The sequence below is a fragment of the Rhodococcus pseudokoreensis genome (assembly GCF_017068395.1).
Taxonomy (GTDB): domain Bacteria; phylum Actinomycetota; class Actinomycetes; order Mycobacteriales; family Mycobacteriaceae; genus Rhodococcus_F; species Rhodococcus_F pseudokoreensis.
On record NZ_CP070619.1, the window covers coordinates 7,637,184 to 7,658,632 of the forward strand.

Sequence of the window (21,449 nt, forward strand, 5' to 3'; positions counted from 1 at the left end):
AGGTGAGTGGTACCGGACCCGAAGGCGAACGCCGGCGCGGCGAACTGCGCATCTATCTCGGTGCCGCACCGGGTGTCGGCAAGACGTTCGCGATGCTCGGCGAGGCGCACCGCCGCCGCGAACGGGGGTGCGACGTCGTCGCGGCCGTGGTGGAAACCCACGGCCGCGACCGCACGGCGGCGCAACTCGGTGACCTCGAACTGATTCCGCCGAAGGTCATCGCCTACCGCGGCACGCTCGGCCACGAACTGGACGTCGAGGCGGTGCTGGCGCGCAGGCCGGCGCTGGTGCTCGTGGACGAACTCGCACACACGAACACGCCGGGCAGTGTCCACGAGAAACGCTGGCAGGACGTGGAGATCCTCCTCGGCGCCGGCATCGACGTGCTGTCGACGCTGAACGTCCAGCACCTCGAAAGCCTCAACGACGTGGTCCAGCGGATCACCGGGGTGGTGCAGCAGGAAACGGTCCCCGACGAGGTCGTGCGCGCCGCCACCCAGGTGGAGCTGGTCGACATCACCCCGGAGGCGCTGCGCCGCAGGCTGTCCCACGGCAACATCTACGCCGCGGAGAAGGTCGACGCCGCGCTGAGCAACTACTTCCGGACAGGGAACCTCACCGCGCTGCGCGAACTGGCGTTGCTGTGGGTCGCCGACCAGGTCGACGCCGCACTCGCGAAATATCGTGCGGAGAACAAGATCACCGACACGTGGGAGGCCCGGGAGCGGGTGGTGGTCGCGGTGACGGGCGGACCGGAATCGGAGACACTCGTCCGGCGCGCAGGCCGGATCGCGTCGAGGTCCAGCGCCGAACTGATCGTCGTGCACGTGGTGCGCGGCGACGGCCTCGCCGGCGTCTCGGCCCCGGAGATGGGCAAGGTGCGGACGATTGCCGCGAGCATCGGGGCGAGCCTGCACAGCGTCGTCGGCGACGACGTCCCGACGACACTTCTGGACTTCGCCCGGACCGCGAACGCCACCCAGTTGGTGCTGGGAACGTCGAGACGCTCGAGATGGGCACGCATCATCGACGAGGGCATCGGCGCGAGCGTGGTGCAACAGTCCGGGTCGATCGACGTGCACATGGTCACGCACGGCGAATCCCACCGGCCGAGGCGGTTGTCGCCGGTGGGCTCGCGGTCCCGCACGGCGATCGCCTGGATCGCCGCGGTCCTCGTTCCGTCCGTCGCCACCCTGGTGATGAGCGCCGTCGACCGCTGGCTCGGATTGAGCGGTGAGGGCGCACTGTTCTTCATCGTGGTGCTGCTCGTCTCGCTGCTCGGCGGTGTCGCACCCGCAGCGTTCTCCGCGCTGATCTCGGGTCTGTTCCTCAACTACTTCTTCACGCCGCCGGTGCACAGCTTCACCATCGCGGAGCCGGACAACTTCATCACCACCGTCGTGCTGCTCGTGGTCGCCGTCGCCGTCGCGGTCCTGGTCGACGCGGCCGCCAAGCGTTCGCGGGAGGCCCGGCGGGCGTCGCAGGAGGCCGAGTTGCTGGCACTGTTCGCCGGATCGGTGCTGCGGGGGGCCGATCTCGGCACGCTGCTCGAGAAGGTGCGCGAGACGTACGGGCAGGAGTCGGTGAGCGTTCTGCACCGGGACCGCGGTCTCGTGGGGTCCGTCGGTCCGACTCCGCCGGCGAGCGTCGACGACGCCGACACGGTCTGCGAGGTGGGGGACGGGGAGTACGCGCTCGCCCTCCACGGCAGCGAACTGCGCGCCCGGGACCGCCGCGTGCTGCTCGCCGTCGCGAACCAGGCCGTGGGGATGATCCGCCAGACGGAACTCGCGCAGGAGGCCGGGCAGGCGCAGGCGCTGGCCGAGGCCGACCGACTGCGGCGGTCGCTGCTGTCCGCCGTCAGCCACGACCTCCGGACCCCGCTGGCCGCGGTCAAGGCCGCCGCGTCCAGCCTGCGCAGCGACGACGTCGACTTCTCCCCGGAGGACACCGCCGAACTGCTCGCGACCATCGAGGAATCGGCCGACGTCCTGACCTCCCTCGTCGGCAACCTGCTCGACTCGTCGCGGCTCGCGGCGGGAGTGGTGACCCCGACGCTGCGGCCGGTGTATCTCGACGAGGTGGTGCACCGGGCGCTGGTAGGGCTGGGAATCGGCGGCCGGACCGGGACGAGGGCTCGCGAACGGGTCGAGGTCGACGTCGGGACGGTCGCGGCGATGGCGGATTCGGGCCTGCTCGAGCGGGTGCTCGCGAATCTGATCGACAACGCACTCCGCTACGGTGAGGACTCCGTGATCCGGGTCGGTGCCGCGGCGGTGGGAAACCGCGCCGTCGTCACCGTCGCCGACACGGGCCCGGGAATTCCGCGGGGGCGGGCGGAGGAGATGTTCGCCCCGTTCCAGCGGCTGGGGGACCGCGACACCACCACGGGAGTCGGGCTCGGGCTCTCCGTCGTCCGCGGATTCGTCGACGCGATGGGCGGCACGATCAGCGCCACCGACACCCCCGGTGGTGGTCTGACGATGGTGGTGGAACTGGCCGGGGCGGGAGGGGAGCACCCATGACGAGAATCCTCGTCGTCGACGACGAACCACAGATTCTCCGCGCTCTGCGGATCAATCTCAGTGTCCGCGGATACGACGTGGTGACGGCCGCGTCCGGGGCCGCCGCACTGCGCGCGGCGGCCGAGCGGCCGCCGGACGTGATCGTGCTCGACCTCGGGTTGCCCGACATGGACGGCACCGAGGTGCTCGCGGGCCTGCGCGGGTGGTGCCTGGCGCCGGTGATCGTGCTGTCGGCGCGCACCGATTCCGCGGACAAGGTGGACGCTCTCGACGCGGGCGCCGACGACTACGTCACCAAGCCGTTCGGGATGGACGAGTTCCTGGCCCGGGTCCGGGCCGCGGCCCGCCGCGCGACGACGGCCGTCGACACGAGCGAGCCTGTGGTGGAGACGGATTCGTTCACGGTCGACCTGGCTGCGAAGACGGTGCGGCGGGCGGGGGCCGAGGTGCACCTGACGCCGACGGAGTGGGGGATGCTCGAGATGCTCGTGCGCAACAAGGGCAAGCTGGTGGGGCAGAAGGAACTGCTGCGCGAGGTGTGGGGTCCGGCGTACGCCACCGAGACCCATTACCTGCGGGTGTACCTGGCGCAGTTGCGGCGCAAGCTGGAGGACGACCCGTCGCATCCGCGTCACCTCATCACCGAGGCGGGGATGGGGTACCGGTTCCAGGTGTGAGGCCCACCCGGTGGGAGGGCCGGAAGCAGCCCTGCACGTAGCATTGGTTAGCCTTGCCTTATGAGAATGAGAAGTCTCGTGTCGGTGCCCCTACTGGTCCTGGCGCTGGCCGGGTGCGGGAGCGGCGGCGAGGGCGAACCCGAACCGACGGCGGGCGCCGGCGACGCCGCCTTCCCGGCCGTGGTCGTCACGAAATTCGGCGACGTCACGGTCGAGTCGAAACCCGAGCGGGTGCTCGCAATCGGCTGGGGTGACGCCGAAACCGCGCTCGCGCTCGGAGTCGAGCCCGTCGGGGCCAGCGACTGGGTCGCGTTCGGCGGCGACGGCGTCGGACCCTGGGCGGAGGGGAAGTACACCACGGCGCCGACGATCATCGGAACCCTCGAACCGTCGTACGAGCAGATCGCGGCGCTCGAACCGGACGTCATCCTCGACACCAAGAGCGCCGGCGACGAGGAACGCTACGGCCACCTGTCGCAGATCGCCCCGACGATCGCGCTGCCGGAAGGCGCCGACAACTACAAGACGCCGATCGAGAGCCAGGTGTCGATGGTCGCGACCGCGCTCGGCGTGCCGGAGCAGGGTGACGCGCTGCTCGCCGACATCGACCGGCGGTTCGCGGACGCCGCCGCGGCCCACCCCGAATTCGCGGGGAAGACGATCACCGTCGGTGCCTACTCGGGCACGGGATGGGGCGCCTACACCGCCGACACCGAGCGGCTCCAGTTCATGAAGAAGCTGGGATTCGTCAGCAACCCGGCAGTGGACGCGCAGCCGGCGGTGAAGTTCTCGGTCCCGGTGTCGGAGGAGAATCTCGGTGTGATGGACGCGGACATGGTGGTCGTCTTCCCGATCGGCAGGCCCGCCGCCGACGTCGCGAACCGGCCGCTGTTCCAGGCGATCCCCGCTGTGCGCGACGGGCGGTACCTCGTGTTCGACGATCAGGCCGTCTCCAAGGCGTACTCCACGAACTCGGTGCTGTCGCTGCAGTACGCACTCGACACCGTCGTGCCGCTGGTGTCCGAGCGGCTGCGGTGACGCTCAGTAGAGCAAGGTCCGGTAGTACTCCTGCCTGCGGGGCGTAGCCGGATCGTGTTCCAACTCGTGCTGCTCGGAGTGCATTTCCCGCAGCGACGGGATCTCGTCGGGGTCGGGCCACGATTCCGGGTCCCACATTCGTGACCGCAGGATCGCCCGGGCGCAGTGTGTGTAGACCTCGTCGATCCGGACCACGACACCGAGGTTGGCCGGTTTGCCGTTGATCGACATCGACTGCAGCAGTTCGGGATCCACGGTCAGGGTGGCGGTGCCGTTGACGCGCACAACCTCGTCGATCCCGGGCACCACGAACAGGACGCCCACGTGCGGGTTTTCGAGGATGTTGCGGTACGAATCGGCGCGCCGATTGCCGGGGCGGTCCGGGATCACCAGGGTCCGGTCGTCGAGGAACAGCGTCTTCGGCGTGAGGTCTCCACGCGGCGAGCAGTCGCAGTGGCCGTTCGCGTCGGCGGTGGCGAGGACGAAGAACCGCGCCTCGGAGATGAAACGGCGGATCAGCGGCATCGTGTGATCGGTGTGCTTGGTGGCGATCGAGGGGTGGGGAACGCCGCCCAGTACCTGCTCGAGTTCCTCGCGGGAGGTGATCGTGTGCTCCGGCGAGGGGGCGTGCGCTGCCACTGAGGTGCTCCGTTCGTCGAGGGCGGTCGAAAGTTAGGGTAACCTTCGGCGGCCCGGGCGGGTCCTGCAGGCCCGCGGCTCGGCCTGCGGACCGTCACCGCCCGGGCGTGGGAGACTGGACCGGTGAGGTTGTATCGAGACAATGCGGTGGTCCTGCGCCAGCACAAGCTGGGCGAGGCCGACCGTATCGTCACACTCCTCACCAGGCAGCACGGTCTGGTGCGCGCGGTGGCCAAGGGCGTGCGCCGCACGAAATCCAAGTTCGGCGCCCGGCTCGAGCCGTTCGCGCACATCGACGTGCAGCTCTACCCGGGCCGCAACCTCGACATCGTCACCCAGGTCCAGACGGTCGACGCGTTCGCGACCGACATCGTCGACGACTACTCCCGGTACACCACGGCGTGCGCGATCCTCGAGACCGCCGAGCGGCTCGCCGGTGAGGAACGGGCCCCGGCGCTGCAACTGCACCGCCTGACGGTCGGGGCGCTGCGGGCCGTCGCGGAACACCACCGGCCGTGCGAGCTGATCCTCGACGCCTTCCTGTTGCGGGCCATGGGTTTTGCGGGGTGGGCGCCTGCCCTCGACGACTGCGCGCGGTGCAGCGCACCCGGCCCGCACCGGGCATTCCACGTGGCCGCCGGGGGAGCGGTGTGCGTCCAGTGCCGGCCGCCGGGCGCCGCCACCCCGTCGCCGGGTGTCCTCGACCTGATGGACGCGCTGTTCCGCGGCGACTGGGCGAGCACCGAGCAGGTGCCCGAGTCGTTGCGGGGCCAGGCCAGCGGTCTGGTCGCGGCGCATCTGCAGTGGCACCTCGAACGGCAACTCCGCACGCTCCCGCTGATCGAACGCGCACGACCACATGCGGCGGTAGGGGCGGAGGATTCGGTCAGGCAGGATGGGGACCGTGATTCGACGACGCGAACCCCGAGCTCCGCATAATTCCGGGGCCGAGCGCCAGATCCGGCCGCCGGACCCGCACCCCTCGGGCGCCCGCCCGCCGGGCCTGCAACCCGAACTCGTGCCCCGGCACATCGCGCTGGTGATGGACGGTAACGGCCGCTGGGCGCAGGAGCGGGGACTGCCCAGGACCGCAGGCCACGAACGCGGCGAGGCCGTGTTGATGGACGCCGTCTGCGGGTGCATCGAGATGGGCGTCGAGTGGTTGTCGGCGTACGCGTTCTCCACCGAGAACTGGAAGCGCAGTCCCGAGGAGGTGCGCTTCCTGATGGGCTTCAACCGCGACGTGATCCGCCGCCGCCGTGACGAGATGCACGAGATGGGGGTGCGGGTGCGGTGGGCCGGTCGCAGGCCCAAGCTGTGGCGCAGCGTCATCAAGGAACTCGAGATCGCCGAGGAACTGACGAAGCACAACACGGTCATGAACCTGACCATGTGCGTCAACTACGGCGGTCGCGCGGAGATCGCCGACGCGGCGAAGGAGATCGGCAGGCGGGTCGCGGCGGGTCAGCTCGACCCGGAGAAGATCACCGAGGCGACCGTCGCCCGCTATCTCGACGAGCCGGACATGCCGGACGTCGACCTGTTCCTCCGGCCGTCCGGCGAGCAGCGCACGTCCAACTTCCTGATCTGGCAGTCGGCCTACGCCGAGATGGTGTACCAGGAGAAGCTGTTTCCCGATTTCGACCGCCGCGACCTGTGGGCGGCGTGCGTCGAATACGCGTCGCGCGACCGCCGGTTCGGTGGCGTGAAATGACCGTCGACGGAGCACCCGCACTGCTCGGGCGGGCAGCGGACGCACTGGAGCACTTCGCCACCGTCGCCCGGGCGGACGACGGCTCGCTGAGCTTCGAATACGCCGGGGCGCTGTGCTCGATCAGCGCGATGACCCTCACCGACGGCCTCGACGTGCTGTCGATGACGTGCGTGCTTGCCTGGGATCGTCCGGTCAGCGCGTCGCTGCACAAGAAGGTCGCGGAGCGTAACGGCGCGTTGCAGTTCGGTTCGATCGCCGTGTTCGGTCACGGCCGGCTCGCGGACGTCATCCTGCGCTACACGTTCCCCGCCGCCGGGCTGGGGGACGAGGCGCTGACCACGATGCTGCTCCTCGTGCTGAGCGGCGCGGACACCGCCCGGCAGGGCCTGATCCCCTGACGCCTACCGCGGCGCGCTGCAGTCCTTGCACACGCCGAAGATCTCGATGGTGTGGCTGACGTCGGAGAAACCGTGCGCGTCGGCGATCGACTGCGACCACTGCTCGACGGTCGGCCCCTCGACCTCGACGGTGTAGCCGCACGCGCGGCAGACCAGGTGATGGTGGTGTCCGGACGAGCAGCGCCGGTACACCGATTCGCCGGTGTCGGTGCGCAGGACGTCGACGGTGCCTGCGTCGGCGAGGGTCTGCAGGGTGCGGTAGACGGTGGTGAGCCCGATGCCCTCGCCGCGCTTGCGGAGTTCGTCGTGTAGTTCCTGCGCCGACCGGAACTCCTCGATGTCGTCGAGGAGTGCGGAGATGGCGCTGCGCTGCTTGGTGGCGCGGACTCCCACGACGACGGGTTTGCGCTGGCCGGTGTTCTGGGTCAAGGCTTCTATCCTTCCTCGGCGTGCGCGACGGCGTCCACGACGATGTGGGCGAGGTGGTCGTCCACCAAGCGGTAGAGGACCTCACGTCCGGTGCGTTCGCCGCGCACGACGCCCGCGGCCTTGAGCACGCGAAGATGCTGGCTGATCAGTGGCTGGGTGACGCCGAGTGCCCCGACGAGTTCGTGCACGCACCGCTCGGATTCGCGGAGTTGGAGGACGATCGCGATGCGGACGGGGGCCGCGAGGGCGCGCAGGATGTCGCCTGCCGCCGTCAGCGTCTCCTTCGACGGCACGGGGGCGGGCGGCGCCGCCTCGAACGGATGCAGATCCCCGGGATCGACGACGCTCACCAGTGATCTCCTTCGGTGTGCCGGACAGGTGTACCGGACAATGGGCGGGACCGTGGCCGCGTGGCCGTCGGCCCCGGGAGGAACGCCCCATCTTATTGCAAATCGATTCCATTTTGATATGCACGAATACGCATGTCAACCGGCGGGGTGAACCGACCGTGATCGGGCAGATAGGCTGGGATCCGAAAAGCGCACGTGAACCATGCATCTATTACCCAGATGGAGAGCACCCGAGTGGCACCGAAGTCCAAAGTCGAAACCGTCGTCAATCTCGCCAAGCGTCGTGGCCTGGTCTACCCGTGCGGTGAGATCTACGGAGGCACGAAGTCGGCCTGGGACTACGGCCCCTTGGGCGTCGAGCTCAAGGAGAACATCAAGAAGCAGTGGTGGCGCAACATGGTCACCAGCCGCGAGGACGTCGTCGGCCTCGACTCCTCGGTGATCCTGCCGCGCGAGGTGTGGGTGGCGTCGGGTCACGTCGGCGTGTTCAACGACCCGCTGGTCGAGTGCCTGAACTGTCACAAGCGTCACCGTCAGGACCACCTGCAGGAGGCGTACGCGGAGAAGAAGGGCCTCGACAACCCGGACGACGTCCCCATGGACGTCGTGGGCTGCCCCGACTGCGGCACGGTCGGTCAGTGGACCGAGCCCCGCGACTTCAACATGATGCTCAAGACGTACCTCGGCCCGGTCGAGAGCGAAGAGGGCATGCACTACCTCCGCCCGGAGACCGCGCAGGGCATTTTCGTGAACTTCGCGAACGTGCTCACCACGTCGCGCAAGAAGCCGCCGTTCGGCATCGGCCAGATCGGCAAGAGCTTCCGCAACGAGATCACCCCCGGCAACTTCATCTTCCGCACCCGCGAGTTCGAGCAGATGGAGATGGAATTCTTCGTCAAGCCCGGCGAGGACGAAGAGTGGCACCAGTACTGGATCGACTACCGCATGGACTGGTACACGGGCCTCGGCATCAACAAGGACAACCTGCGGCTGTACGAGCACGCCCAGGACAAGCTGTCGCACTACTCCAAGCGCACCGTCGACATCGAGTACCGCTTCCACTTCCAGGGCAGCGAATGGGGCGAGCTCGAGGGTGTGGCCAACCGCACCGACTTCGACCTGTCGACCCACTCGACGCACTCGGGCACCGACCTCAACTACTACGACCAGGCCTCCGGTGAGCGGTACACGCCGTACGTCATCGAACCGGCAGCCGGTCTCACGCGTTCGCTGATGGCGTTCCTCGTCGACGCGTACACCGAGGACGAGGCGCCGAACGCGAAGGGTGGCGTCGACAAGCGCACCGTGCTGCGTCTGGACCGTCGTCTCGCCCCGGTGAAGGCCGCGGTGCTGCCGCTGTCGCGTAACGCGGATCTGACGCCGAAGGCCAAGGATCTCGCCGCGACGCTCCGCCAGCACTGGAACGTCGAGTTCGACGACGCCGGCGCGATCGGCCGCCGCTACCGTCGTCAGGACGAGATCGGCACGCCGTTCTGCATCACCGTGGACTTCGACACCCTCGAGGACCACGCCGTGACCGTGCGTGAACGCGACTCCATGGCCCAGGAGCGGGTGGCGCTCGACCAGGTCGAGGGTTACCTGGCGCAGCGCCTCATCGGTTCCTGATCCGCGGTCACCTGCGCGCGTCGCAGGTGGTGGTCAGATAGTTCGTCAGGATTCGGCGGTTCTCCTCGGACACCGGGATGCGCGAGTATTCCGGTGCCGAGGAGCCGACCGCGATCCACAGCGGAAAGACGAACGGCTTCTTCGCTTCCGCGAGTGCGTGCGGGTCGCAGCGTGCCGCGTCGATCGTGATGTCGATGCTCAGCCGGTCCTCGTCCGCCCGCATGGTGGCGGGCAGCGCCCCACGCAGGGCGTACAGGACGCTGCCGCCGATCTCGTCGACCCGGACGTCACCCGTCGCCGTTCCCCGGCTCACCACGAGCCGAGCGGGGAGGGGCGCGGCCGGCTCCGGCGGCGCCGCCGCCGGGATCAGTGTCACCGGGACCGCCCGCGCCAGTTCCTCTGCGGCGCAGTCTCCGTCGTGGATGCGGCCGAGGACGTCGTACGGGGTGGCGAGCGGCACCCGCACGGGCGAGCCGCCCCGATCGGCGACCCCGATCACGGCGAACGCCGGGTCCGGCCGGGTGTCGCAGCGGACGGCGCCGTACTCGGCCTCGACGTCGATCCGGTTGCCCGGTCCGAGTTCGACGACTCGCCCGGTCTCGGGCACCGCCTCGAAGCCCGGGCTGTCCAGCGCCACGGACGTCACGGTGACGGGCGCGTCACCGGTATTCGCGATCCGCACGTGGATCCGGCCGCCCGCCGCGTCGTCCTCCCGGCTGCGGTACGCCTCCGCCGACAGCGGGATCGCGGGCTCGTCCCCGGCGTCTCGCCCGTCCGCACAGCCCGACAGGACGCCGCAGCAGGTGGCCACGACGCAGGCGAGTGCGACGAACGCTCGGGAGGACGTCAGAATCGGCCGCCCCCGCTGATCCGGCCCGAACTGCTCGGCCCGCCGAACGAACGGGGACCGCTGCTGCCGCGGCCGCCGCCGGAGCCGCGGCTGCCCCAGTTGCCGCCGCCGCTGAATCCGCCGCGCAGGATGCTGTCGATCAGGATGCCGCCGAGGATCGCGCCGGTGGCATTCCCGCCGCCGCCACCGGGTCCGGGCCGCTGGCGGGACTCCCAGCGGCTCACGTCGTTCTGCGCCAGGCGCAGCGCGTCGGCGGCCAGGCCCGCGGCGGCCTGGGCGTGCTGCAGTGCGCGGGAGGCGTCGGTGGTGCGCAACTGCTGCGCCCCCGCCAGGTGCCGCTGAGCCTCCGTCAGCCGGGTCCGTGCCTCCGCTCCCACCGCGCCGCGGCGGGTGCCGATGAAGTCCGACGCCGCCGTGACCTGCGACTGCGCCGCCACGAGGTCCTGCTCGAGACGCTGCTGCGCACGCTCGGCCTGCTGCCGCGATTCCTGCGCCTCGGCGAGCACGGCGTCGAGTTCCGCGTCGGCCTTCACGATCTGGGTGAAGCCGCCGAGCGGGTCGGTGTCCGCGGCCGTCCGGGCCGAAGCCAGCGCGGCCTCGGCCGCAGCGCGCGCCGCCGCGAGCCGGTCGCCACCCTGCTCGGTGAACTGGGCCGCGGCCGCGATTCCCGCCTCCACGTCCGTGATCGCGGCAGGCAGCGTGGCGATGGCGTGCCGGATGTCCTCCGCGGCGTGATCGACGGCGTCGAGCAGTATCCGGGCCTGTTCGAGGGCCCCCTCGGCGCCGCGGATCGCCGGCACCGCCGGTCCCTGCTTCCCGGGTGGCAGGGCGACGGCGTCCCAGCCCTCGGCCACGGCTTTATCGGCATACGCGAGCCGTTCCTCGGCCATCGTCACGTTGTGGGCGACGGAAGCGAGTGCGGCGGAAGGGAATTCGGTCTGCAGGGTGGCGAGGGTCTGGGTGGAGTCGGGGATGCGCACGGTCAGCGCCACCATGTCGCGGGTGAGCGCGTCGAGCCGGTCGGGGGCGTTGATCAGCAGGTCCCGCAAACCGTCGAACTCCTGGACCTTCTCGTTGAGTTCGCGGTCGGCGCGCCCGCACGAGGTGATGATGTCGATGAGCATCTCCCGCCTCTGCTGCGGGGTCTCGGGGATCGCGTCGTCGAGACGCTGCCGCACGGTGAACGCCGCCGCGAGGGTGGACTGCGCCGTGTCGAACGCCGCCGTGAACGCGGCGGTGGCCTGCTCGCCGAATTCGCCGCGGGCCAGTTCGAGTTCCTCCTGACTCGTGCGCAGCGCGTCGTCCGTCTCGACCAGCACCTCCTTGGCGCGCTCGTCGAGGGTGTCCAACGGCAGCGCCGTCAGTGCTGCGGTGTCCTCGGGGCTGATGCTGCGCGCCGCCTCGACGCCCGCCCGGGACCGGTCGTGCTTCCTCTTTCGCGAATACAGGACGAGCCCGCCCGCGCCCACGACGACCACGCCGCCGCCGATCAGCAGCGTGCGCACCGACATGCCTCCGCCCGGACTCATCGCGTCACCGAGCCCGCCCGCCGCGGCGATCGCGCCGCCGGCCCAGTCCTCCTCGCGCAGGGCGGGTTCCACCGCGTCCACCCGGATCGACTCGGCTTCGTCGCTGGTGATCTCCGAGAGACCGTCCGGTGCGATGAGGGCGTACTCACGGTCGACCGTCGCGACCGCGAGCAGCGCGTCGCGATCGCCGAGCGAGGACGCCTGCGCCGTCTGATCCGCCCACGGGCCGGCGCCGAGACCGTTGAAGTCGGCAACGTAGACCACCCACAACCGCACCTTGTGCTCGTCGTAGAGCTGATCGATCGCGGCCTGGACGTCGCTCTGCTGGTCCGCGTCCAGTACCCCGACGGTGTCCGTGATCTGGCCGGACAGACGGAACGGTGCGTCCGCCGACGCGAGAGCGGGGGAGAACAGGATCGCCACGAGCGTCAGGAGCGCGGAGACGGCGCCGAGGGCGGCGAACCGCCGGGCGCCGGGGAAGGGGATTCGGGGGTGGGACGACGGCGTCTGCTCGAGGCGCGGTGCGAGTGGCATGGCAGCAAATCTATCGGGTGTGGCGAGTCGTCATCGGGACAGTTCGGCGACAGCTGGCAGAATCAGGGAGTGAATTCTGCACCGAGCCGTGAACGCCACGACCTCCCGCGCCGTCCTGCGCGCCTGGGGTTCGCAGGCACGCTGGCCCGGTGGACCCGCCGGATCGTCGCCGGCGTCGTTCTCCTCGCGGCGGCCCTGGTGCTCGGCACCGCGGTCCGGGTGTGGCAGGTCGCGCGGATCGACGACACGTCGACGGCCGACGCGATCGTGGTGCTCGGGGCCGCCCAGTACTCGGGAACCCCGTCGTCGGTGTTCGAGGCCAGGCTCGAGCAGGCGTACAAGCTGTACGAGCGCGGGGTGGCCCCGGAGGTCATCACGGTCGGCGGCAAGCAGGAGGGCGACGAGTACACCGAGGCCGCGTCCGGAAAGAATTATCTGATCTCGCGCGGTGTCCCCGCCGACAGCATCACCGCCGTCGAGGAGGGGTCCGACACCCTGCTCAGCATCGAGGCGGTGAGTGAGGCGATGGGTGCGCAGGGCATCGATTCGGCGGTCCTCGTCAGCGACCCGTGGCATTCGCTGCGGACCCGGACGATGGCGCGCGACGCCGGACTCGAAGCCTGGACGGCGCCCACCCGGCAGGGGCCTGCCGTGTTCACCCGCGAATCGCAGTTGCACGGAATCGCCCGGGAGACAGGGGCGTTGATCTGGTACCAGCTCACCCATTTCTCGGCCGACTTCCCCTACACGGCAGGACAGTAGGCGTTTCGATGACACCACACACGACACCCCGCGGCGAGGTGTATTCCGCGCACGACGTCGCCCGCCGGGTCCGTGAGGCACCGAAGCGGGCGGGGATCCCGGGCAGCCAGATCGCGGCCGCCCAGCACCGATCCGTCTTCTCCCGCGACCGCGCGCGCGTCCAGCACTCGGCGGCGCTGCGCAGGCTCGCCGACAAGACCCAGGTGGTGGGCCCCCGGGACGGGGACACCCCGCGGACGCGGTTGACGCACTCGATCGAGGTGGCGCAGATCGGCCGCGGGATCGCCGACGGTCTCGGCTGCGATCCCGATCTGGTCGACCTCGCCGGCCTCGCACACGACATCGGTCACCCGCCGTACGGTCACAACGGCGAGAAGGCCCTGGACGAGGTCGCGGAAAGCTGTGGCGGGTTCGAGGGCAACGCCCAGAACCTGCGCATCCTGACGAACCTCGAACCGAAGGTGCTCTACCCCGACGGACGCAGCGCCGGGCTCAACCTGACCCGGGCGTCGCTGGACGCGGCGATCAAGTACCCGTGGACCCGGCCGCGCCCGGGCGCGAAGTTCGGCGCCTACGACGACGACGCCGAGGTGCTCGCATGGATCCGCGAGGGCGCCCCGGACGGTCACCAGTGTCTCGAGGCGCAGGTCATGGATTGGGCCGACGACGTCGCCTACTCCGTGCACGACGTCGAGGACGGGGTGATCGACGGGCGCATCGACCTGCGTGCGCTGGCCGATCCGGTGGACCAGCGGGCGCTCGCCGAGTTCGGCGCCGCGGAGTTCGTGGGACTCGACGTCGAGGAACTCGTCGAGGCCGCGAAGCGGCTCAGCCTGCTGCCGGTCGTCGTCGCGGTCGGCAGCTACGACGGCACGCTCACCAGCTCGGTCGCGTTGAAGAATCTCACCAGCGAACTGGTGGGCCGGTTCGCGACCGCCGCGATCATCGGGACCCGCGACGTCCACGGCGACAAGCCGGTCGCCCGGTACGACGCCGACCTGGTGGTCCCGCCGGTGGTCGCGTCCGAGGTGGCGCTGCTCAAGACGTTCGCACTGAACTTCGTGATGTCCGATGCCGGCCACCGGGCGCGGCAGGAACGACAGCGTGACCGCGTGCACCGCGTCGCCGAATGGCTGCTCGCGATCGCACCCGACGGTCTCGACCCGATCCTGGTTCCGGCCTGGAACGCCGCGGCCGACGACCCCGCACGGGTCCGGGTCGTCGTCGACCAGATCGCCTCCTACACCGAGAGCAGGCTCGAACGCGTCGACAAGTCCAGTCTCGGGGCCCAGGCGAGCTGGGGCTGACGAACGCCGAAGTCGGACCAATCCGCCCGCCGCGGTGCTACGAATAGGACTACAGACAGCTCGCACCCAATGGTCAGGGAGACCGGATGAAGTCTGCAGTGCGCAAGATCATCGGCTCGACGTCCGCAGCGCTGGCGGTGGCGGTCGGCGCCGCTCTGCTGGCCCCACCCGCGGCACAGGCCGCGCCCGCGTACCCGTTCGCGGACCCCGACCCGTTCTACGGTGCGCCCGCCGACGTCGGGGCGCGCGCCGACGGTGACGTGCTGGCGAGCCGTCCGGTCGCCGCCACCGGTTTCCCCGCTGCCGACGCCTGGCAGGTCAAGTACAAGTCGACCAACTCCGCAGGCGCACCCATCGCCGCGGTCACCACGGTGCTGGTGCCCCGCGGCACTCCCGCGAACCGGCCGCTGGTGTCGTATCAGCCGTTCGTCAACGCGCTCGGGCTCGAATGCGCACCGTCGCATCGGCTGTTCACCGGCGGACTCCAGGAAGCCCCGGCCCTCAACGCCCTGCTCGCGCGGGGCTGGGCGGTCGCCGTGCCCGACCACCTCGGTCCCACCAGCGCGTACGGGGCGGCGAAACTCGGCGGCCGGCTCGTCCTCGACGGCGTCCGCGCCGCGCAGCGGCTCCCCGAGGCCGGTCTCGGCGGCAGTCCGGTCGGGCTCGCCGGCTACTCGGGAGGCGCGATGGCGACCAATTGGGCTGCGGCGCTCGCCCCCACCTACGCCCCAGAACTGAACATCGTGGGCGCCGCCGAGGGCGGCACCCCGGTCAACATCGGCGAACTCGCCGACCGCCTCGGAGGCACCCGCTCGCAGGCGTTCGGCCTGGGATTCGCGGCCGCCATCGGGCTTGAGCGCGAATACCCGACGCGTTCCCCGCTTGGGGACGGCCTCAACGACGAGGGACTCGCCCTGCGCGCGCAGATGAGCAACATGTGCACCGATTCGATCCTCGGCGCCGGGGCCGGCAAGTCGCTGCCCGACCTGACCAACGGTCCCGGGATCCTCGCCGATCCGTCCGGCCGTGCGGTGATGGACGAGAACAGCGTCGAACTGTATCCGGGAGTTCCGCGGACTCCGATGTTCGTCTGGCACGGCAGCGCGGACCCCCTCGTCGCCATCGGACCGGTGCAGAACACCGTCGCCCGGTACTGCTCACAGGGTGCGCGGGTGCAGTTCGACGTGATCCCGGGCGCCGACCACGGCACCGCCACCATGCTCGGCGCCGGCCCCGCGTTCAGCTATCTCGGCGACCGATTCGCCGGGATTCCCGTCCCCTCGAACTGCTGATTCCGAGGCGGAATTCCGGGCTTCAACAGAGCGCCTAGACTGTCGGGCGTGGCTGGCAGAATCCCTGATCGTGACGTTGCGGCCATTCGCGAGCGCACACGGATCGAGGACATCGTGGGGGAGTACGTCTCCCTCAAGCGAGCGGGCGGCGACTCCATGAAGGGGCTGTGCCCGTTCCACGACGAGAAGTCGCCGTCGTTCCACGTGCGCCCCAACCACGGGCACTTCCACTGCTTCGGGTGCGGTGAGGGCGGCGACGTCTACTCGTTCCTCCAGAAGATCGACCACATCAGTTTCGTCGAGGCCGTCGAGCAGTTGGCCGACCGGCTGAACTACTCCATCTCGTACGAGGGCGGCGGCACGTCGGTGCAGCGCGACCGCGGCACCCGCGCCCGGCTGGTCGCGGCGAACGCCGCCGCGCAGGAGTTCTACTCGGCGCGTCTACGGGAGCCCGACGCGCAGGCCGCCCGCGACTACCTGACGGAACGGAATTTCGACGCCCAGGCTGCGCAGCAGTTCGGCTGCGGGTATGCGCCCGACGGTTGGGACATCCTCACGAAGCATCTGCTGGGCAAGGGTTTCGACGTCAAGGAACTCGAGGCCGCGGGCCTGTCGAAGGCGGGGCGGCGCGGTCACATCGACCGCTTCCATCGGCGGCTGCTCTGGCCGATCCGGAACCTGTCCGGCGACGTCATCGGTTTCGGCGCCCGCAAGCTGTTCGACGACGACACCATGCCCGGCAAGTACGTGAACACGCCGGAAACCGTGCTGTACAAGAAGTCTCAGGTGCTGTTCGGGCTCGACCTCGCCAAGCGGGAGATCGCCAAGGGGCATCAGGCGGTGGTGGTCGAGGGATACACCGACGTCATGGCGATGCACCTGGCCGGGGTCAAGACGGCCGTCGCCGCCTGCGGCACCGCGTTCGGTGACGACCACCTCTCGATGCTGCGGCGACTGCTGATGGACGACAGCTATTTTCGCGGTGAGATCATCTACACGTTCGACGGGGACGCCGCAGGCCAGGCCGCGGCGATGAAGGCGTTCGAGGGTGACCAGAAGATGGCCGGGCAGACGTTCGTCGCCGTCGCGCCCGACGGCATGGACCCGTGCGAACTGCGGCAGAAGTCCGGTGACGCCGCCGTCCGCGATCTGGTGGCGCGTCGCACCCCGATGTTCGAGTTCGTGGTCAAGTCGATCCTCACCGAGCACGACCTCGAGACCGCGGAGGGCCGGGTCGAGGCGCTGAAGCGCACGGTGCCGGTGGTCGCGCAGATCAAGGAAGCGACGCTGCGCGACAGTTACTCCGTCCAGTTGTCCGGCTGGGTGGGCTGGGACGACATCGCCGCGGTCCGGCAACGGGTGCGGGACGAGGCGCGCAAGGGGGCGTCCACCCGCGGGTCGGTGTCCGCGCCGCCCAGGAAGAAGGCGGCCCGGGACGAGAACCAGGACGCCCCGCCGTTGCCGGTCGGCCTGTCCCGTCCCCGGCCGAACGACCCGACGCTGTGGGCGCAACGCGAGGCGCTCAAGGGTGCGTTGCAGTACCCGGCCATCGCCGGCACCGTGTTCGACTCGCTGCCGGTGGAGACGTTCACGCACCCGACGTACGTCGTGATCCGCGAATCGATGATCGCGGCGGGCGGCGCCAGCGCCGGCCTCGGCGGCGGCGAGTGGGTCGACGCGGTCAGCCGGGGAGTCGAGGACGTCACAGCGGCGTCCCTCGTGTCGGAACTCGCCGTCGAACCGCTGCCTGCCGAGGAGGACACCGTCCCGCGATACATCTCCGGCGTCATCGCACGCCTGCAGGAGGTGTGGGTGGGGGAGCAGGTGGCGGAATTGAAGTCCAAGCTGCAGCGCATCTCGCCGGCGACGGCGTCGGACGAGTTCCACTCGCTGCTCGGCGACCTCGTCGCACTGGAGCAGTACCGCCGGAGCCTGCTCGATCAAGCGATCGGCGACACCAACCGGGACGGCATGGCCGGCTGAACCGGCCGTCGTCGGCTACTTCTTCTTGAGCTGGTCCTGCGGGACGAGGATGGTCGTGTCCTCGTCGAGCGGCTTCATCGGTTCGAGCTTCGGCTGAGTGTTCAGCGAGTCGGACAGCTTTTGTCGTGACATCTGCAACACCTTCTTCGTGGCCGGACTGGTGGCCACTGCCTTGGTCGCCCGGCTGATCTGTTCGTAGCGCGCACGTCCTGCTCGCGTACCCAGCACGTACCCAGCAGCGATACCGATCAACAACCGCATCATTCCCGCTTCCTCCCGACGCACAACGACCTTCCCCATCCTGCCTGATGCATCGACAGGCAGGCGATTTGGTACTGGGGTGGGGCTATGCGCTACAGTTTCTCTCGCATCGCCGGGAACGGCGAAGCACAGCAGAATAATCCCCTGTAGCTCAATTGGCAGAGCTTCCGACTGTTAATCGGACGGTTGCTGGTTCGAGTCCAGCCGGGGGAGCATCGAAACCCCGTCCGGTTCATCCGGGCGGGGTTTTCTGCTGTGCGCGGCCAATTCGGATCGGTGCGCGTCCCGGGCGAGTACATTCCCGCTGTATCGGCAGCAAGCGACCGCGGGGTGTGCGATGAGCGAGGACGGCGGCGAAACCGAGCGGACGGGGTCGGTCCGGCGTTTCGGCACCCGCGATGCCCCACGGTGGTTGCTGCCCTCGATCCTCTACGTCCTGCTGGCCGTCGCCGCCTACCAGTTGTCGGGGTGGCTGTTCGTCAACCTGCGCGGATTCCTGGGGCTGCTGTTCCTCGCGTGGTTGTTCAGCATCACCCTCGAACCGGTCGTCGACTGGCTCGAGCGCCGGGGGCTGCGGCGCGGCCTCGCCACCGGACTCGTGCTGCTGGCACTGTTCGTCTTCGCCATCGCATTCCTGGCGCTCTTCGGGACACTGCTCGCCCAGCAGCTCGCCCAGCTCCTCAAGGCCTTGCCGAGCGCCCTGTCCTCCGTCACCGACTGGTCCAATCGTGTGTTCGACACAGACTTCGCGACCGGCGAGGATCTGATCCGCCTCACCCCCGAGACCGTGCGGGACCTCGCCGAGCGATTCACGCCCGGAGTTCTCGGCGTGCTGTCCTCACTGCTCGGCGTCGTCTTCCAGATGCTGACGCTGCTGCTGTTCGTGTTCTACATGTCCGCGCAGGGACCGGCCCTTCGACGGACCATCTCGAGCTGGTTTCCGGCGCGGCAGCAGCGGGTCATCTCGGTGGTCTGGGAGATCTCGGTCGAGAAGGCAGGCGGTTACGTCGTATCGCGGCTCATCCTCGCCGCCATCAGCTCGGTCGCCACCGGCATCTTCCTCGTGGTGATCGGCGTGCCCTACTGGCTGCCGCTGGCACTGTGGACCGGCATCGTCTCGCAGTTCGTCCCCACCCTGGGCACCTACCTCGCGATCGCCCTCCCCGCGATCATCGCGGCGGCGTCCCAGCCGATGGACGGCGTGTGGGTGATCGTGTTCGGCACCGTTTACCAGCAGATCGAGAACTACGTGCTGCACCCGCGCATCACGTCCGCGACGGTGTCGATCCATCCCGCGGTCGCGTTCGGGTCGGTGATCGTGGGCGCATCGCTGTTCGGTGCGGTCGGAGCGCTGGTGTCGGTCCCGGTGGTCGCGGCGATCCAGGCCCTCGTCGAAACGTACGGGCGACGATACGAACTCGTCGCCGACGAACCGGCGCCGATCATCTCAGTCGAACAACGCGAACACGCGGGCGACGAAGAACGCCGCGATTCCCAGGATGAGTAGCCCGACCACGACGACGTCGAGGACCGGCAGTGCATCCTTCGTCGACGACGAAAAGCGCTGTCGGGACCGGCTTCGTCCCGGCTACGCGCCCGCAGGGGGCGCACGGTAACATCGGCAGGCCGCGACAGCGAGTGGTGCGGTGATGGGGCGGTAGCTCAGTCGGTTAGAGCCGTGGACTCATAATCCATTGGTCGCGGGTTCGAGCCCCGCCCGCCCCACCCACTTCCCCGGTCGGTCCGGTCTTCCCAAGTCGGCCCGGATGCGGGCAGTGTGAAGACCATGGAGTTGGCGCGCGAGGAACGGGAAGAATTCGCCGAGCTGCTCGCCGGGCTGTCGCCGCAGCAGTGGGAGTCGCCGAGCCTGTGCGAGCGGTGGCGGGTCCGGGACGTGGTCGCGCACGTGATCAGCTACGACGAACTCGACTTCCGCAGCCTGGCCGCACGGTTCGCGAAGGGCTGGTTCCTGCAGGACCGGGTCAACGAACTCGGGGTCGCCGACCTCGCGGACCGCACCCCCGAGCAGCTGCTCGAGTTGATGCGCATTCACGCCGAGCCCAGCGGTTTGCCAGCCGGTTTCGGTGGGAGGATCGCCCTCGTCGACGGCATGATCCATCAACAGGACATCCGGCGGCCCCTTGCGATTCCCCGGACCATCCCGCCGCGGCGGCTGCGCGCGGCGCTCGAGTTCGCGCGGTTCGCTCCGCTGATCCGCGGCGCCTGGCGAGCCCGCGGGGTGAAGCTGGTGGCGACGGATCTCGACTGGTCCTACGGCCGGGGACCGCAGGTGAGTGGAAGCGGGGAAGCGCTGCTGATGGCGATGGCCGGGCGCCGCGACGCACTCGGCGACCTCACCGGTCCCGGCCGGTCGACATTCGCCGCCCACGTCGGCGCCTGACCGAGGGCGCGCACGTGCCGCGTCGTTGTTCTCGGTGCCGGAGCGGGGCAGACTGAATGGTATCCGAGGAGGCCATCGTGGACCTGCAGATCGTGGCGATCGACAAGCCCGAAGACATGAACGTGATCGTGGGGCAGTCCCACTTCATCAAGACCGTCGAGGACGTGCACGAGGCGCTGGTGGGAGTGAGTCCGCACCTCCGGTTCGGTATCGCGTTCTGCGAGGCGTCGGGGCCCCGCCTCGTGCGCAACTCCGGCAACGACGACCGCCTCGTCGAGTTGGCCACCCGCAACGCCGTCGCCGTCGGCGCGGGCCACTCGTTCTTCGTGTTTCTGGAGGACGGCTATCCGGTGAACGTCCTGAACACGCTGAAACAGGTGCCGGAGGTGTGCGGCATCTTCTGCGCCACCGCCAACCCCGTCGAAATGATCGTGGCCGAGACGGAACTCGGCCGGGGCATCGCCGGCGTGATCGACGGGCACCCGCCGGCCGGTGTGGAGACGAGTGACGACGTCGCCGACCGCAAGGCGTTGCTGCGGACGATCGGCTACAAACTCTGAGCGAGTGGCACTGCCCGGCGCTCTACGATGACCGGCATGGCGATCACTCCCGACACGAAGAACTGGACCTGGGTCCTCGACCGGGCGTGCCCCGACTGCGGGTTCGACTCGGCGGCAACCCGGTACGAGGACATTCCCGCTCTGGTCCGGGCGAACGCGGACGCCTGGTCGCCGGTCCTCGCCCGCCCCGACGTGACGGTCCGGCCGGACGAGCAGACGTGGTCGGCCCTCGAGTACGCGGCGCACGTTCGCGACGTGTTCCGGATCTTCGACGTCCGGCTCCGGCTCATCCTCGACGAGGCGGATCCCCTGTTCCCGAACTGGGACCAGGACGAGACCGCGATCGCCGAGCGCTACAACGAGCAGGATCCGGCCGTCGTGGACGCCGAACTGCGTGCGGCAGGCGCCGCGGTGGCGGACGACTTCGAGGCCGTCGCCCCAGACCTCCGGGCGCGGACCGGGCGGCGGAGCGACGGCGCCTCGTTCACGGTCGAGACCCTCGCCCGGTATTTTGTCCACGACCCGATTCACCATCTCCACGACGTGTCGGGGTAACAGTTTCGGATTCCCGGAC

Annotated in this window: 21 protein-coding genes and 2 tRNA genes; 17 read left to right on the top strand and 6 right to left on the bottom strand. The window is 69.6% G+C overall.

The genetic code is table 11. The features are described 5' to 3' along the window. The first annotated feature begins 2 nt into the window (after nucleotides 1-2). From JWS13_RS40065 to JWS13_RS40075, 3 genes are read left to right on the top strand one after another with little or no spacing between them, the layout of a single operon-like run. Complete coding sequence (locus tag JWS13_RS40065) at nucleotides 3-2,525, top strand: sensor histidine kinase (protein WP_206010750.1); 2,523 nt, start codon at nucleotides 3-5, stop codon at nucleotides 2,523-2,525. Next, nucleotides 2,522-3,202: a response regulator gene (locus JWS13_RS40070; protein ID WP_206010751.1), complete on the top strand. Its 681-nt coding sequence runs from the start codon at nucleotides 2,522-2,524 to the stop codon at nucleotides 3,200-3,202. Before JWS13_RS40065 ends, JWS13_RS40070 begins: the two co-directional genes overlap by 4 nt. Before the next feature lie 60 nt (nucleotides 3,203-3,262). After that, a complete protein-coding gene (locus tag JWS13_RS40075) occupies nucleotides 3,263-4,240 on the top strand; it encodes an ABC transporter substrate-binding protein (RefSeq protein WP_206010752.1) in 978 nt (325 codons plus the stop codon). Between the two features lie 3 nt (nucleotides 4,241-4,243). Here JWS13_RS40075 and JWS13_RS40080 read toward each other — a convergent pair whose 3' ends face one another. After that, nucleotides 4,244-4,879 (bottom strand): pyridoxamine 5'-phosphate oxidase family protein, encoded by a 636-nt coding sequence (locus JWS13_RS40080; protein ID WP_206010753.1) that lies wholly within the window; start codon nucleotides 4,877-4,879, stop codon nucleotides 4,244-4,246. A gap of 123 nt (nucleotides 4,880-5,002) precedes the next feature. Here JWS13_RS40080 and recO point away from each other — a divergent pair, with 123 nt between their 5' ends. From recO to JWS13_RS40095, 3 genes are read left to right on the top strand one after another with little or no spacing between them, the layout of a single operon-like run. Next, a complete protein-coding gene (gene recO, locus JWS13_RS40085) occupies nucleotides 5,003-5,818 on the top strand; it encodes a DNA repair protein RecO (RefSeq protein WP_087559578.1) in 816 nt (271 codons plus the stop codon). Further along, complete coding sequence (locus tag JWS13_RS40090; protein WP_061045323.1) at nucleotides 5,784-6,593, top strand: isoprenyl transferase; 810 nt, start codon at nucleotides 5,784-5,786, stop codon at nucleotides 6,591-6,593. The genes recO and JWS13_RS40090 overlap by 35 nt, the downstream gene beginning before the upstream one ends. After that, on the top strand, nucleotides 6,590-6,991 hold the full coding sequence (locus JWS13_RS40095) for a hypothetical protein (RefSeq protein ID WP_124391280.1): 402 nt from the start codon (nucleotides 6,590-6,592) through the stop codon (nucleotides 6,989-6,991). Before JWS13_RS40090 ends, JWS13_RS40095 begins: the two co-directional genes overlap by 4 nt. A gap of 3 nt (nucleotides 6,992-6,994) precedes the next feature. Here the strand turns inward: JWS13_RS40095 and JWS13_RS40100 are convergent, their stop codons facing one another. Both JWS13_RS40100 and JWS13_RS40105 read right to left on the bottom strand, forming a co-directional pair. Continuing rightward, a complete protein-coding gene (locus JWS13_RS40100) occupies nucleotides 6,995-7,420 on the bottom strand; it encodes a Fur family transcriptional regulator (RefSeq protein WP_087559581.1) in 426 nt (141 codons plus the stop codon). A gap of 5 nt (nucleotides 7,421-7,425) precedes the next feature. Then, complete coding sequence (locus tag JWS13_RS40105) at nucleotides 7,426-7,770, bottom strand: ArsR/SmtB family transcription factor (RefSeq protein WP_087559582.1); 345 nt, start codon at nucleotides 7,768-7,770, stop codon at nucleotides 7,426-7,428. Nucleotides 7,771-8,004: 234 nt separating this feature from the next. Between JWS13_RS40105 and JWS13_RS40110 the strand changes: the two genes are divergently transcribed. Continuing rightward, nucleotides 8,005-9,396 (top strand): glycine--tRNA ligase, encoded by a 1,392-nt coding sequence (locus JWS13_RS40110; RefSeq protein WP_124391281.1) that lies wholly within the window; start codon nucleotides 8,005-8,007, stop codon nucleotides 9,394-9,396. Between the two features lie 7 nt (nucleotides 9,397-9,403). Here the strand turns inward: JWS13_RS40110 and JWS13_RS40115 are convergent, their stop codons facing one another. Beyond that, entirely contained in the window at nucleotides 9,404-10,207 is an 804-nt protein-coding gene (locus tag JWS13_RS40115; RefSeq protein WP_241032504.1) for a hypothetical protein, read from the bottom strand. 35 nt (nucleotides 10,208-10,242) lie between these two features. After that, the gene (locus JWS13_RS40120; RefSeq protein ID WP_206010754.1) at nucleotides 10,243-12,309 is read right to left on the bottom strand and encodes a TPM domain-containing protein; all 2,067 of its coding nucleotides are present in this window, start codon (nucleotides 12,307-12,309) and stop codon (nucleotides 10,243-10,245) included. Between the two features lie 69 nt (nucleotides 12,310-12,378). Between JWS13_RS40120 and JWS13_RS40125 the strand changes: the two genes are divergently transcribed. The 4 genes from JWS13_RS40125 (at nucleotide 12,379) to dnaG (ending at nucleotide 17,653) form a co-directional block, all read left to right on the top strand. Then, entirely contained in the window at nucleotides 12,379-13,071 is a 693-nt protein-coding gene (locus JWS13_RS40125) for a YdcF family protein (protein ID WP_124391284.1), read from the top strand. A gap of 8 nt (nucleotides 13,072-13,079) precedes the next feature. Next, on the top strand, nucleotides 13,080-14,378 hold the full coding sequence (locus tag JWS13_RS40130) for a deoxyguanosinetriphosphate triphosphohydrolase (RefSeq protein WP_124391285.1): 1,299 nt from the start codon (nucleotides 13,080-13,082) through the stop codon (nucleotides 14,376-14,378). Nucleotides 14,379-14,464: 86 nt separating this feature from the next. Then, entirely contained in the window at nucleotides 14,465-15,670 is a 1,206-nt protein-coding gene (locus JWS13_RS40135; protein WP_206010755.1) for a lipase family protein, read from the top strand. Between the two features lie 48 nt (nucleotides 15,671-15,718). Further along, nucleotides 15,719-17,653, top strand: coding sequence for a DNA primase (gene dnaG / locus JWS13_RS40140; RefSeq protein ID WP_206010756.1), 1,935 nt, complete (start codon nucleotides 15,719-15,721; stop codon nucleotides 17,651-17,653). A 15-nt stretch (nucleotides 17,654-17,668) separates the two neighbouring features. On the opposite strand, the gene JWS13_RS40145 is transcribed toward dnaG, so the two are convergent. Further along, the gene (locus JWS13_RS40145) at nucleotides 17,669-17,917 is read right to left on the bottom strand and encodes a hypothetical protein (protein ID WP_037226505.1); all 249 of its coding nucleotides are present in this window, start codon (nucleotides 17,915-17,917) and stop codon (nucleotides 17,669-17,671) included. Between the two features lie 137 nt (nucleotides 17,918-18,054). Between JWS13_RS40145 and JWS13_RS40150 the strand changes: the two genes are divergently transcribed. From JWS13_RS40150 to JWS13_RS40175, 6 genes are all read left to right on the top strand, one after another. Further along, nucleotides 18,055-18,127, top strand: a tRNA-Asn gene (locus tag JWS13_RS40150). A gap of 124 nt (nucleotides 18,128-18,251) precedes the next feature. Further along, entirely contained in the window at nucleotides 18,252-19,421 is a 1,170-nt protein-coding gene (locus JWS13_RS40155; RefSeq protein ID WP_206010757.1) for an AI-2E family transporter, read from the top strand. 144 nt (nucleotides 19,422-19,565) lie between these two features. Then, nucleotides 19,566-19,639, top strand: a tRNA-Ile gene (locus JWS13_RS40160). A 61-nt stretch (nucleotides 19,640-19,700) separates the two neighbouring features. Next, nucleotides 19,701-20,315 (top strand): maleylpyruvate isomerase family mycothiol-dependent enzyme, encoded by a 615-nt coding sequence (locus JWS13_RS40165; RefSeq protein WP_206010758.1) that lies wholly within the window; start codon nucleotides 19,701-19,703, stop codon nucleotides 20,313-20,315. Nucleotides 20,316-20,371: 56 nt separating this feature from the next. Continuing rightward, nucleotides 20,372-20,875 (top strand): adenosine-specific kinase, encoded by a 504-nt coding sequence (locus JWS13_RS40170; protein WP_241032505.1) that lies wholly within the window; start codon nucleotides 20,372-20,374, stop codon nucleotides 20,873-20,875. A gap of 36 nt (nucleotides 20,876-20,911) precedes the next feature. Further along, nucleotides 20,912-21,430: a DinB family protein gene (locus JWS13_RS40175; RefSeq protein WP_206010760.1), complete on the top strand. Its 519-nt coding sequence runs from the start codon at nucleotides 20,912-20,914 to the stop codon at nucleotides 21,428-21,430. The last annotated feature ends 19 nt before the right edge of the window (nucleotides 21,431-21,449 follow it).

Coding starts and splice junctions, on each gene's coding strand:
- JWS13_RS40175 (WP_206010760.1), top strand. CDS start 20,912: ATGGCGATCACTCCCGACACGAAGAACTGGACCTGGGTCCTCGACCGG.
- JWS13_RS40155 (WP_206010757.1), top strand. CDS start 18,252: ATGAGCGAGGACGGCGGCGAAACCGAGCGGACGGGGTCGGTCCGGCGT.
- JWS13_RS40145 (WP_037226505.1), bottom strand. CDS start 17,917: ATGATGCGGTTGTTGATCGGTATCGCTGCTGGGTACGTGCTGGGTACG.
- JWS13_RS40070 (WP_206010751.1), top strand. CDS start 2,522: ATGACGAGAATCCTCGTCGTCGACGACGAACCACAGATTCTCCGCGCT.
- JWS13_RS40165 (WP_206010758.1), top strand. CDS start 19,701: ATGGAGTTGGCGCGCGAGGAACGGGAAGAATTCGCCGAGCTGCTCGCC.
- JWS13_RS40170 (WP_241032505.1), top strand. CDS start 20,372: ATGGTATCCGAGGAGGCCATCGTGGACCTGCAGATCGTGGCGATCGAC.
- JWS13_RS40135 (WP_206010755.1), top strand. CDS start 14,465: ATGAAGTCTGCAGTGCGCAAGATCATCGGCTCGACGTCCGCAGCGCTG.
- JWS13_RS40075 (WP_206010752.1), top strand. CDS start 3,263: ATGAGAATGAGAAGTCTCGTGTCGGTGCCCCTACTGGTCCTGGCGCTG.
- JWS13_RS40130 (WP_124391285.1), top strand. CDS start 13,080: ATGACACCACACACGACACCCCGCGGCGAGGTGTATTCCGCGCACGAC.
- JWS13_RS40095 (WP_124391280.1), top strand. CDS start 6,590: ATGACCGTCGACGGAGCACCCGCACTGCTCGGGCGGGCAGCGGACGCA.
- JWS13_RS40120 (WP_206010754.1), bottom strand. CDS start 12,309: ATGCCACTCGCACCGCGCCTCGAGCAGACGCCGTCGTCCCACCCCCGA.